6 protein-coding genes and 1 pseudogene are annotated in these 13,279 nt (G+C 73.8%); all 7 read right to left on the bottom strand.

Annotation, left to right across the window (positions count from 1 at the left end):
* The coding region (locus GE115_RS19330) for a DUF5684 domain-containing protein (RefSeq protein WP_312855389.1) at positions 1 to 565 on the bottom strand (565 nt) is incomplete at its 3' end.
* Positions 562 to 3,087 (bottom strand): transglutaminase domain-containing protein, encoded by a 2,526-nt coding sequence (locus GE115_RS18220; protein ID WP_153686176.1) that lies wholly within the window; start codon positions 3,085 to 3,087, stop codon positions 562 to 564. The genes GE115_RS18220 and GE115_RS19330, both read right to left, overlap by 4 nt.
* Complete coding sequence (locus GE115_RS19325; RefSeq protein ID WP_312855388.1) at positions 3,084 to 4,451, bottom strand: DUF58 domain-containing protein; 1,368 nt, start codon at positions 4,449 to 4,451, stop codon at positions 3,084 to 3,086. Before GE115_RS19325 ends, GE115_RS18220 begins: the two co-directional genes overlap by 4 nt.
* Positions 4,448 to 5,498 (bottom strand): annotated as a pseudogene (locus tag GE115_RS18210) (AAA family ATPase). Before GE115_RS18210 ends, GE115_RS19325 begins: the two are co-directional and overlap by 4 nt.
* A gap of 111 nt (positions 5,499 to 5,609) precedes the next feature.
* On the bottom strand, positions 5,610 to 11,678 hold the full coding sequence (locus GE115_RS18205) for an Ig-like domain-containing protein (protein WP_153686175.1): 6,069 nt from the start codon (positions 11,676 to 11,678) through the stop codon (positions 5,610 to 5,612).
* Positions 11,678 to 12,790: a serine/threonine-protein kinase gene (locus GE115_RS18200; RefSeq protein ID WP_312855387.1), complete on the bottom strand. Its 1,113-nt coding sequence runs from the start codon at positions 12,788 to 12,790 to the stop codon at positions 11,678 to 11,680. Before GE115_RS18200 ends, GE115_RS18205 begins: the two co-directional genes overlap by 1 nt.
* Before the next feature lie 76 nt (positions 12,791 to 12,866).
* On the bottom strand, positions 12,867 to 13,279 hold a 413-nt coding region (locus GE115_RS18195), incomplete at its 5' end, for an FHA domain-containing protein (RefSeq protein ID WP_216648869.1).

Here is a 13,279-nt window from a genome sequence, read left to right as displayed (position 1 = left end):
CGGCCGGCGGCACCGCACCCTGGGCGGCCCACGGCGCGGGGGCCGGGGCGCCCGACGGGTCGTACACGGGAGCTGGCGGCGCCTGCCCCGGCATCGGCATCTCGGCGAGCGGCCCCGTCGCGGGCGGCTGCGGCAGCGCGGCGCCGGGCACGGGCGGCAGGTCCATGCGGCCGTGCTCGGGATCGGGCGTCGCCCGCGAGAAGCCGAGGAGGGTCGCCCACAGCGGCGGTACGAACACGGCGAGCACCGCCATGCCGACCCCGCGGCCGAAGAGCCGGTTGATACGGTGGGCGGCGACGCCGAACTGGTAGAGCCCGAACAGGTTCACGATCGGCACGAGCAGCAGCAGCACGAACCAGCGCGACATGCCGCCGAGCGCGAACACCTCGGCGAGGTTCACGAAGGGCACCCAGGCCCGCCACTTCTCGGCGGAGAGCCGCTGGAACAGCTTGGCGAACGCGATGCCGGTCCAGACGTACAGGCCGGCGGCGACGACCAGCTCGATGAGCAGGACCGCCGCCGCGACGGCCAGCGCCTGGGCGGGGTCGACGACGGGTTGGTTCACGGAGTGGACTCCTTCGGGCGGGCCGGCAGGATGCCTGCCAGCGTACGGGGACGAATGCGGGCTGTGAACCCGCGAAGCGTGAGCGCGGTGCGCATCCGGGCCATCGGGCCGAGCGTCGAGCGGAGCTCGGCGCGTTCCCCGTCGACGATCGCCCAGGCCCGCTCGGCGGTGTCCGGGCTCGGCGGATGCGGCGCGAACACGGCCGCGTCGACGAGCGTCGCGAGCTCCGCCGCCGCTGGCCGTCGGGCGGATGCCGCGGCGAGCGCCCGACTGCCGGTGCCCGGCATCGGCACGCCGAAGTCGACGTAGAGGTCCTGCAACTCCTCCCACGCCGCCACGACTCGCAGCTCGGGGTCGTCGAGGTGGCGTCGCGACCGGCGGCGCGCGGTCTTCACCGCGAGCACCGCGAGCAGCGGCAGGAGCAGCAGCAGCAGCGCCCCGACCCCGAGCGCGATCCACCGCACCACGGCGAGCGAGACGAGCTGCGCGTCCTCGCCGGAGGTCGCGGGCGGGGCCGCGGAGTCGGCCGATTCGCTGTCGGCGCGCGGCGGGTCGATCGGCTCGCTGCGGTCGTCGTCGGGCACCGTCGGGTGCTCGGGCAGCTGCTCGCCGGCCGTGATCAGGGTCGGCGGAAGGGCGTACTGCGGCGAGGCGTCGAGCGCGACCCAGTCGCCGCCGGCGGCGCGCACCTCGGTCCACGCCGTCATGGATGCCCCGGTGCACGTGCCGTCGCAGGTGGCGAGGCCGGGCACGGGTTCGGCGCCCGGCAGCCGCATGCCGAGCACGACCCTCGACTCGAAGCCCAGCGCTCGTGCGACGAGCGCCGCCGCGACCGCGAACTGCTCGTCGTCGCCGACGCCCGAGATCAGCATCTCCTCGGTCGGCGAGTCGCCGGCCCGGCGCTGCTGGTCGACGAGCTCGGCGAACAGTTCCTCGATGCGGGCACGCGAGTGGCCGGCGTAGCTGGGCAGGAAGCCGTATCCGCCGGAGGATGCCAGTGCCGAGATCCACGACTGCGCCGACGCGTCGTCGAGCACCGAGTGGCTGAGGTAGCCGCGGTCGCGGAGGCGGTCGACGAGATCGATCAGCCCGGCGCCCGTGCGCGGCACCTGCTGCAGCTCGAGCCAGGCGACGAGCGACGGGTACGCGTCCTCGTCGAGGCGGCTGTCGGTGCCGGATGCCGCGGCGAACGCCGATCGGGCCGCCTCGGCCGAGGCATCCGATCGCTCGGCGACGACGCGGTACCGGTCGCCCGGTTCGAGGCCGACCCGGTCGTCGTCGGCGGCGATCTGGATCGCGTCGCCGGTGCCGGTGGTGTGGAATCCGTCGGCGAGCGCCTCGGCGCGTGCGCCCTCGAAGACGGGCGCCGCGGCCAGGCCGGCTGGCACGGGCATCCATACGCCCGAGTACCCCTCGCCGATGGTCACCTCGAGCTCGGCGAGATCGCCGCCGCGGCTCGCGCCGTGCACGAGGCGGGTGTAGCGCGTGTCGGGATCGACGTGGAAGATCTCGCCCGAGTAGTCGTCGAGCGTCGCGAAGCCGATGCGGTCGAACGCATCGACGTCGCCCGACACCTCGATCAGCGGCTCGTCGAAGGCGTCGACCTCGAACCACGCGCGATAGGTGCTCAGGGGGCTCGGCTGCCGCTGCACCACGATCGCCGGCTCGACCTCGTCGCGCAGCACCGAGCGCTCGCCGAGGGCGGCGACCGCTGGCGTCACGGCGACGCCGGCGACCAGGGCGATCGCGAGCAGCGACGCGCCGAGCGCGTTGCGGCGGACGGCGGCCCACGACGACGACGCGCCCTGCCGGACCGCGCCGGCGCGCGCGCGGGCGATGGCGCGGGCGCGACGCATCCGGCTCCGCAGGATCAGCCATCCGGCGGCCAGCGCGAGGCTCGCGATGCCGATGGCGAGCTCCCGCCCGGCCGGCAGCACCACCGCGCCGAGCACGAGGGGGGCACCGACGACGGCGGTGCCGAACGCGATGCCGTACACGGCCATCGCCATGACGGGCAGCGCGGCGAACGGCGCCGCGCGCCCACTGCGCAGCACGAGCGCCGCGGCGAGGGTGGTGCCGGCGACCGTCACGACGAGGAGCGGCACGAGCACGGCCTGGTAGTCGCCGAGCGGCGGCTCGACCGTGAGCACCTGCTTCCAGCCGAGCACGACGCCGGTCACCCCGTCGCGGATGCCGCGCACCGCATGGTCGACCGAGGCGAGGGCCGACGGCACCGCGACCGGCACGACGATCACGAGGTAGCCGACGATGGCGAGCAGCGCGGTGAGGAGGCCTCCGAGGATGCCGCCGGCGCGGCGGCCGATCCAGGCCGCGCCGATGCCGACCACGGTGCCGGCACCGACGACGAGCCAGACCCGCCAGGTCTCGTAGATCGGCCACGCCGCCCAGGCCGCGAGCACCGCACCCGCGACGATGTAGCCGAGGCCGAGCAGGGCGATCGCGCGGTCCTCACCGCCGCGGGGCCCGCGGCGGCGGCGGGCGGTCGGGTCGACGCGGGTCATCCGAGCACCTTCCTCGCGAGCATCCGGCTGAGGTCGCCGAGGGCGCCCAGTGTGAGCATCGTGACCTCGCGCGTCGACCGCACCGCGGGCTCGGCGCCGAGCTCGCAGCGCACGGCGACGACCGCGACGCCGGGCGGCAGCGCGACGGCCGCCTGGCGCAGGCGCTGCACGGGCGTGCGCGAGCCGGCGATCAGGAACACCATCGACAGGTCGCTGGCCGCCTGCGCGGTGAGCGCTGCGGCCGCCTCGATGGGCGTCGCACGCTCCACGCCCTCGACGCCCGCCATCGCGTCGAGCAGCGCGCGCGGGGTCAGGGTCGGCAGGGTGCGCAGCGAGAAGACGTCGCCGCCGAACTCGGGCAGCGGCCCGCCGACGCACACCGAGACGTCGCGGCCCTCGCGCACGGCCTGCAGCGCCAGCGAGGCCGCGGCGCTCACCGCGGTCTCGAACTCCTCCTCGCCGTCGAACTCGTCGAGGTCGGTGTCGAGCAGCACGGCGATGCGCGCGTGCCGAGACTCCTCGTACTGGCGCACCATGATGCGACCGGTCTTCGCGGTCGCCTTCCAGTGCACGTGCCGCTGCGAGTCGCCGCGGACGTACTCGCGCACGGTATGGAACGAGAGGTCGTCGTTGACGAGCTTGCCGGTCGGCAGCCCCTCGAGGTCGCGGATGAGTCCCGAGCTCGTGCTCGGCAGGTGGACGGTGCGCGGGTGCACGTGGATGCGCTGCACCTCGGGCCAGCGCTGCTCGCGCCGGAGGATGCCGATCGGGTCGCCGCGCGAGATCGTCATCGGCCCGACGTCGATGATGCCGCGCCGTTCGGCCGAGATCGCGAGCCGCTCGTCGTGCCGGGCGCCGGCGCGAAGGAGCGGCGCGTGGACCTCGACGAGGCCCGCGCCGACGGGGATGTCGACGATGCCCGGCAGCGACGTGCCACGCCCGGCGTTCAGCAGCCCGAGGCGGGCGCCGACCTCGTTGCCCGCGACCACGCGATCGCGGTCGAGCACGAGCTCGAGCCGGTAGTCGTGCGAGCCCAGCAGGAAGGGCACGCAGCACAGGAGCAGCGCGAGCGAGATGCCGGCGGCCGCCCATGCCTCGATCCAGCCGAAGGCGAGCCCACCCGCGACCCCGGCCACCGCGACGGCGAGCAGCAGCGCGCCCGCCGGGGAGACCGTCTCGCCGAGCCATCCGGCGATCGTGCGCACCGAGCCCCGCACGCGCGCCGCGGCGATGCGCAGGCCGATCACGGCGCCCGCCATGCCACCGCGACGGGTCGTCGCGAGGCGCGTCACCGTGCCGCCCCGGGTACGGGTACCCGTTCCGGTGCCGGTGTGCGCGAGGCGCGACTCGGTGTGGAAGGTCACTGGCTGCCGTTCTCCCGCGGCGGTGCGACGTCGAGCAGGATCTGGCCGATGACCGCGACCGCGGTGACGCCGTCGAACTCGGCCTCGGGCTCGAGCACGAGGCGGTGCGAGAGGGCGGGCACCGCGAGCTCGCGCACGTCGTCGGGGGTCACGAAGCTACGACCGTGCGCTGCGGCCCAGGCCATCACGAGCTTGCTGAGCGAGATCGCGCCGCGCACGCTGACGCCGAGGCGCACCTCGCTCGCCCGACGCGTGGCGTCGACGATGCGCATGATGTAGTCGGAGATGAGCGGGTTCACGTAGACGCCGCGGGCGAGCTCGCGCATCGCGACGACGGTGTCGGTGGTCGCGACCGCGTCGAGCGCGCCGCGCGGCGTCGCCACGCCCTGCAGGATGCGCAGGGTCGCCGCGTCGTCGGGGTAGCCGACCGAGGTCTTGATCATGAAGCGGTCGAGCTGCGCCTCGGGCAGGCGGTAGGTGCCGCCCTGCTCGATCGGGTTCTGCGTCGCGATGACCAGGAACGGGTCGCCCACGTCGCGCGTGACGCCGTCGACCGTGACGTGGCCCTCCTCCATGACCTCGAGCAGCGCCGACTGCGTCTTCGGGCTCGCGCGGTTGATCTCGTCGGCGAGCACGATATTCGCGAACACCGGGCCCGCGTGGAACTCGAACTCGCCCTTCTTCTGGTCGAAGACGGTGACGCCGGTCACATCGCCCNACGATATTCGCGAACACCGGGCCCGCGTGGAACTCGAACTCGCCCTTCTTCTGGTCGAAGACGGTGACGCCGGTCACATCGCCCGGCAGCAGGTCGGGCGTGAACTGGATGCGCGAGTTCGTGCCGTGCACGGTCTGCGCAATCGCGCGCGCGAGGGCCGTCTTGCCCGTGCCCGGGAAGTCCTCGAGCAGCACGTGGCCGCCCGAGATGGCGGTCGCCAGCACGAGCTCGACGACGTGGCGCTTGCCGAGGATGGCCTGCTCCACGTTGTCGGCGAGCAGCGAGAAGGTCTCGGCGAACCAGGTCGTCTGCACTGGGGCGATCGTCATGAGGGGTGGTCCTCTCGGGGGCGTTCGGTGGGTCGGCGGGGCGGGTCGGCTCGGGGCGGGTCGGCGGGTCGGGCGGGGTGCGGATGCCTCGCGCCGGGCTTCGGGCTCGGGTCAGGGGTTGGGCGGGGTGGGCGGGTCGGTGGGCGGGTCCGTCGGGGTCGGCGGATCCGTCGGTTCGGGATCCGGCGGCGGCGCGCAGATCGTGATCGCCTGCGTGATCGTCGTCAGATCGGCGTAGTCGCCCGCGAACGCGACGGTCAGCGTCGCCGGCTTGGTGCCGTCGGCAGCTGCCACGCCGACGGGTGCCGTGATCCGGGCAGCACCGTGGGCGGCGGCGGAGACCCAGACGCCGCCGATCGCGTCCTCGGGCTTCGCGAAGCACGTCTCGTGCGGCAGCGTCACCGTCACCGTGGTCGGTGCGGTGGCCGCGGTCACCTGCACCTCGTCGGAGCACCGTTGGATGATGCCGCGGCACGCGCGCACCCTCGTGTCACCCGGGGCGCTGTCGTCGCTCAGGGTGAACGAGCGGTTCCAGCCGCCGTACAGGAAGTACTCGATGTCCCACTTGTCCGAGTCGACGTCCATGCTCGGCGGCGAGGAGAGCCCGTACTTGTAGGTGGTCCCCGACTTCGTCGGCGTCGTCGCCACGGTGTAGGTCGAGTTGCCGACGGGGTTCTGCCCGGTGGCATAGGTGATGAGGCTCTGCACGTTCGAGCTCGCGACACCGTACCCGTTCGACGCGCAGGCCTTGACGGAGTACCACTCGTAGTCCTCGAGGCCGGCGATCGTCGACGACGTCGAGGTCACCGCGTTGCCGCCCGAGACGTAGATGCCGCCGCCCGACGACGAGACCTCGCAGCGCGGCTCGCCGCCCTGGCGCCAGGCCAGGTAGACGACCTCGGTCGGCAGGCCGCTGCCGTTGGCCTCGACCGAGACGTCGGCGACCGCGATCGACGTGTTGCTGGTCGCGCTCGCCGAGATCGAGTGGTGGAACCACGGGGATCCAGCGGCCGTGACCGGCACGAACGTGCTCGCGCCGTCGGAGTTGCCGCGGGTGGGCGGCTCGTACTGGCTGATCGGGACGACCGTCAGCAGCTGCGGGCCCGGCGAGACGTCGATGCGGTACGTCGAGACCTGCCCCTGGCGGTCGAGGGTGAGATTGCGCTCGGGGATGCGGAACTGGCGCGTGTCGTCGGACGAGCGGATGGTCAGCTCGACGACCGCGTTGCCCGTGCTCGTGCGCCGCTCCTCGTAGACCGGGGCGGCCGCGGCCTCGTGCACGAGGGGCTGCTGGTACGCCCAGGTGGTGACGGGGCTGGTGTCGAGCGACTCGCCGACCTGGTTCACCGCCCGCGCGGTGAGGGCGACCTTCGATCCGTTCTGCAGGCCTCCCACGTCGCAGCGGAAGAGCGTGGAGAGCACGGCCGAGCAGTTCGCGCCGGTGTCGCGGCCGTCGCGGTAGATGCGCACGGTGCTGACGGCCGGGTGCGCCTTGGCGGCTTCGCCGAGCGGCACCTCGAGCGTGACCCCCGTGCCGTGGTAGCCCACCGTCGAGATCGAGGCCGGCGTCTGCGGGTAGCCCTGCACGTCGATGGTCAGGGTGCCGGGGCCGGTGCGGCCCTGCGCGTCGCGCACGGTGAAGGGCACGGAGCAGGTGCCGCCGAACGCGACGGCGCCGCCCGGGAAGGTCGCGACGACCGAGTTCTGGCCGCTCGTCGACACGGATGCCACGTCGCACTGCACCGATCCGCCGCCCGCGCCGATCGACGCGAGCGTGAGGCCCGCCCCCGTCTTGCCGGCGAACGGGTCGTACTCGCCGCCGACGCCCGCGACCTGGATGGTGCACGGCCCGGCGGTGACGGTGCACTCGCGGGTGATCGTGGCGCCTCGCGGCGAGTCGGGCGGTGCGACGCCGACGACGAGCGTGATCGTCGCGGTGACGCCGCCGAAGGCGCTCAGCGACACGGTCGCGGTCTCGCGGGTTCCGGGCACCGCATCGGCGCGCGCCTCGAACGTGACCTGGTCGCCGCCGCCCGCCTGCAGGAAGGAGCTGCCGCCGAACGAGACCGCGTAGTCGAGCTTCGAGCGGTCGCCCTCGCGCCCGCCCTCCCAGGTCGTCATGGCGTCGTACAGCGCGATCTGCTCGGTCGCGCCGGGCGCGACGGTCCGCGAGATCGCGGTGAGCTGGGCCTGCGGGTCCTTCGGCAGGATGTCGACCGGAACCGCGATGGACGACCAGCGCGCCTGGCCGTCGAGCCGCACCGGCACGAGACAGGTGTCGGCCCACGGCGCCTCGCGGCCCGCCTGGTATTCCGCCTCCCCGGTGCGGGTCGGCGTGCACGACGAGTTCTGCCGCTGCACGGTGTAGGGACCGTCGCCGTACTCGACGCGGTCGCCCGAGCCGAGGTCGAGCAGGTCGCCGACGTCGAACGCCTGGGTCTGCTCCTCGCCGACCTGGATCGGCGAGACATCCGCTCGCAGCTGCACCGGCAGGTCGTCGAACGCGGGGATGCGCAGGATGCCGTAGGCCTCGACGGTGCCGTCGTCGGTCGTGAGGGCGAACGGCACGATGTCGCCCTTCGCGGGCAGCGACCCCGAGATGTTCCATCCGTCGACGCGGTACCGACTCGCCGCGCCGCCCCACAGCTCGACGCCGAGCGACGAGAGGTCGCCGGTCGCCCATTCGACCTTGCCGCTGACGACGTCGAGGCCGCCGCGCTCGAAGTCGCCGCGGTTGCGCGCGGTCACGACGGTGTCGGCGACGATCGGGTGGTCGTCGGCGGCCTGCTCGGTGACGTTCACGACGATCAGGCCCTGCGCGGTCGATGAGGTCGCCGCCGAGCGCACGGTGTAGAGGTACGAGTTCGTGCCGGCGACATCGCCGGCCGCGAGCACGACCCGGCCGTCGTCGGTCGAGGTCGCGGGGTCGATCAGCGACGCCAGCCGGTCGTACTCGGTCGAGCCGGGCGGGGCGTTGGGCACGACGTCGACGAGCTCGAGCTCGCCGAGCGCCGGGTCGCGGTCGTTGCCGAGCGGCGAGACCGTGACGCCCGTCGCCGAGCCGCGCGTGGCCCGCACGTAGTCGCTGAAGGTGACCGGCGCCGCGTCGACGAGGTCCGCATCGAGCACGCCGACGCGCACGACGGCGGTCGCCGTCTCGCCGTCGCCGTCGCGCACGGTGTAGTCGAACGAGAGCTGGCCGCCGGGCACCCCGTTCGCCGGAGCCCGGTACACGATCGTGTCGCCCTCGGCGCCGATCGAGGCGGTGCCGCTGCCGATCGCGGGCTGGCCGATGCTCGTGAGCACCACGCGGTCGCCGTCGGGGTCGACGCCGAGGCTCGGCACGGGGATGTCGACGCTCTGCCCGCTCAGCACGCGGGCCGCGAGGGCGGGCGGCTTCGGGGCACGGTTCGCGCCCGACGGGAGCACGGTGACGGTGATCGTCGCGAAGTCCGTCAGGGATGCGTCGCTCTCGAGCGCGACCGAATAGGTGAGCTGGTACGTGCCGATCTTCGCGGGCGCCAGGTAGCGCACGGCGTCGCCCGAGGCGAACGCGAGCTCGCCCTCGGCACCGGTGCCGACGACCTCGTGGCCGACGACCAGCCGCGCGCCGCGCGGACTCACGTCGTTCGCGAGCACGGGGATGTCGGTGAGCTGGCCGGCCCGCACGGTGACGCTGTCGGGCAACGCGATCGGCGGTGCCTGCACGGTCGCCGGGGCGAGGAACACGTCGACCGAGCCGACCACGGCGGCGCCCGTGCCGTCGGTGACCGTCACGCGTACCCGGCCGACGAGTGCCGGGTCGCCGGGCGGCGCGACCCCGCCCGAGATCGTGACCCGCAGCTGCGAGGCGCCGACGATGCCCACGCCGAGGTCGCCGCTCGAGCTCGACGCCTCGCTCAGCATGAGCACGCGGCCCGTGGAGTTCTGCACGGCCGACAGCACGTCGACCCGGGTGTCTTCGCCCGGACGCACGAAGGTCGTGATCGGCGCGATCGCGAGCGGGGTCGTGCGGTCGACCACGGAGAGGCGGATCGTCGCCGATTCCTCGGACTGGGTGATGGTGTCGGCGACCGTGTAGGTGACCGCGTACTCGCCGGCGTTCGCCGCGCTCAGCTCGACGGTGCCCGATGAGGCGTTGGGCGTGACGATCAGCCCCGAGGTGCCGCCGAGCGGGTCGACGGCGTCGACGAGGCGGAACGACCCCGAGCCGCCCGAGACGTGCTCGGCGACGTCGACCACCACCGTCTCGCCCGTACCCCCTGTGACGGCGACGGCGCTCGCGTCGATCGACGACGAGCCGGAGATCGCGAACTCGAGCGTCTTCTCGGCGGCGGCGCCGTGCGAGTCGAGCACGGTCAGGGCCACGGCGACCGTCGAGTCCTGGGCGTTCGGGTCGGTGTGGCGCACCGCGACGCGCCCGTCGGCGCGCGCGACGACCGTCACGGGGGCCTCGGGGTCGACCGCTCGCGCATCGGCGAGCACGAACGCGTCGCCGTCGGGATCGACCCAGCCGTCGAGCGCCGGCACGGTCGCGGTGCCGCCCGGCAGCAGCTGGGGGGTCGGCCACACCTGCCGGCACTCCTCGACGCCGCACCACTCGGGCGCCGAGTTCTGGTCGTCGGGAACCACCGTGAGCGTGACCGTGGCGGGCTCCGAGCCCAGCGTGCCGTCGGTCACGGCGTACTGGAACGTGGTCGAGCCCGAGGTCGCGTTGACGCGCACGGCGAGCGACTGGCTCTGCGTGACGACCGAGACCTCGCCGAATGCGGGATCGGCGAGCGCCCCGACCGAGCCGCCGGCGACCGTGAGCACGTCGGACTTGTTCGGGTCGTGGTCGTTCAGCAGCACGGGAAGGCTGACGAGCTGGCCCGCGCGCACGCCGAACGAGTCGGCGACGGCGACCGGCGGCTTTGGCTCCGGCACGTCGTCGACGAGCACGGTGCCCTCCTCCTGCTCGGTGTCGTCGTCGACCGACCACTCCTCGAGCGGGATGAGCCGCCCGTCGGGCGCGGTCCAGAGCAGGCCGCTGCCGGTCTCGTTGAGCACCGCGCGGTCGCCGTTGCTGCGCAGCACGGGCGCGATCGCGGCGGCCTGGCTGAGGATCTCGCCGGGCACCTCGAGCGTCTGCTCGCCGGCCGCCTCGGTCCACAGCGTGCCGCCCTGTTCCGACAGCCACGCGGCGACGGCGCCGCTCGCGATGCGAACCGGCGCTGCGGGGGTTCCGGATGCCTCGAGCACGCGCTCGGAGGCACCGGTCGCGAGGTCGACGCGCACGAGTCCCTGTGCATCGGCGACCAGTGCGTCGGCGCCTTCCTCGGTGCTCTCCTGGACGACGGCGTCGGCGTCGACATCGAGCTCGAGTTCGCCCTCGACACCGTCGATCCACATGCGGTCGGCCCCGGGTTCGATGAGGATCCAGGTGCCGCCCACGATCGCGAGCTCGAGCCGTGCGTCGGCCGCCGGAGGGTCGGCCAGTTCGACCGGTTCGCCCCGGAACTCGCCGACCGACGCGTCGTAGCGGAGGACGGCGCCGTCGGCGGCGCCGTACGAGACGACCTCGCCGGCGGCGTCGACGGCCACCGCGGCGGCCGAGTAGACCTCCTCGACCTCGGCCTCCTCGCCGTCGGCGGCGGCATCCGATTCGTCGTCTTCGGCAGCGTACGGATCGATCGTGACGAAGGTGTCGGCGCCGAGCGTGCCGACCGAGATCTGGCCGGTGTCGGTGCGGTACGCGACGTACTCGCCCGCGCTCACGACCTCACGCGTGCCGTTGGGGGTGGGAGCGGAGACCGGCCCTTCTTCGCCGCCCGCGGCCTCGGGGGCCGCGGCCGCGTCTTCGGAGGCGTCGACGAGGTCGACCGGTGCGGCCGGGTCGATCGTCCATCGCTCGCGCAGGCCGCCGCTGAAGAGCACGCTCTGCGCACCCGACTGCGCCACGGCACTCGGATCGTCGACCGAGCGAACGGTGTCGAGTTCGGCGAGATCGGCGTTGACGCGGCCGTAGCGGCCGTCGTCTCGGGTGACCCACACGGCGTTCTCGACGCGCGGCACCTCCTGCGACTCGTACCCGGTGCTCGCGACCGCGAATCCGCCGACCACGCCGACGACGGCGACGGCCGCCACGACGGCCGTGATGGTGCCGCGCCGCGGGACGCGGCGCTCGCTCGCCCGCGCCATCAGATCAGCCCGGTCAGACGGCCGGCGATGAACGCGACGAGCACGAGCGCGACGCCCGCGCCGGCGCCGACGAGGCCCGGCATCAGGCGCGAGGACTTCGCCGGGGCGGCGACGGGCAGGCCGTCGCGGTCGACCTCGGCGGAGACCTGCGTCGCGGCCCGCTTCGCGCGACGCGACGCGGGCGCCACGGTCGAGATGACCGGGCCGCGACTCGACGCGTCGGCGAAGCGCACGGGCATCGCGCCGGCCCACTCGGGTGCCGCGACCTCGAACGCCGTGACCGGCAGGCCGAGGCGGTACTGCGCGTCGCGGAGCCGGTCGGCGAACGCCGCCATCGAGGGGTACCGGCGCGCGGGGTCGCGCACCATCGCCGCGGCGAGCAGGTCGTCGACGACCGGCGGGATGCCCGGCTGCGGCACGCGCGTGTAGGTCGCGCGGACGATGCGCCGGGTGAGCTGCTCGCTCGTGTTCTTCGAGCGGTCGGCGAGCTCGAACGGGCTGCGACCCGCGAGCAGCGTGTAGAGCGTCGCCGCGAGGCTCCAGATCTCGCTCTGGACCGAGCCGGTCGTCTCCTCGCGAAGGACCTCGGGGGCGCTCCAGGGCACCGACATGGCGAAGACCTCGGCGTCGCCCTCGTCGTGCAGGGCCGCGGCGATGCCGAAGTCGGCGAGCACCGGCGTGCCGTACGTGTTGATGAGCACGTTCGAGGGCTTGATGTCGCGGTGCAGGAGCCCCGCGCGATGCGCGGTCTCGAGGGCGGCCGCGATGCGGACGCCGACGTCGAGCACCTCGGCGACCTGCAGCGGCTCGCGCTTGTAGCGCGCGGCCATCGTGTCGGGGCAGTACTCCATCGCGAGGTACGGCCGGCCGTCGGCGGAGATCGAGGCCTGGTGGATCGTCACGATCGCCGGATGCGTCGAGAGCCGGGCCATGACGTCGGCCTCGGCGTTGAAGCTGCGTCGCACCTCGGGGTCGATGGCGTCGGCTCGGAGCACCTTCACGGCGGCGACGCGTCGCGGCATGTCCTGTTCGTACAGGAAGACGTCGGCGAATCCGCCGGAACCGAGCGGCCGGACATACGTGAAGCCGGCGATCACCGGAGGCGTCGCCACGCGTCGTTTCGCCACCTCGAGTCCCTCTCCGTCAGCCCGGGCTGACCGACCCGATTGCGTGGATCGACGATCCCCCTCAGGCCTGGGCGACGGTCACGAGGTAGGATTCGCCGAGGTCGAGTATATCCCCCGTTTCGAGCGCGACCTGTTCGCTGTGGATGAGCAGCCGGGGCGCACGACCGGCCGAGTGCACGAGCGTGCCGTTGGTCGAGCCGAGGTCGAGGGCCGCGAGCCCGCCGGCCTCGAGGCGGACCTCGACGTGCCGGCCCGAGATCTCGCGCCGCGGCGAGGGCGTGACGACATGCACGGCGCCGTCGCCGTCGTGCGGTCGCGGCCGGCGGCCGAAGACCACGGGCGGCACCAGTTCGGTGCCGTCGGGAAGCTGCATGATCCAGGGGGATGCCGGCGCACGGGCGGGCTCGGATGCCGCGGCTCGCGCGGGCGCGCTTGCCGCGGCCGGCGCGGGCGCGCTTGCCGCGGCCGGCGCGG

This window comes from Agromyces agglutinans, from assembly GCF_009647605.1.
In the GTDB taxonomy this organism is placed as follows: domain Bacteria; phylum Actinomycetota; class Actinomycetes; order Actinomycetales; family Microbacteriaceae; genus Agromyces; species Agromyces agglutinans.
The sequence above is the reverse complement of the archived record's forward strand: the minus strand, read 5'-3'. Positions and strand labels throughout refer to the sequence as shown.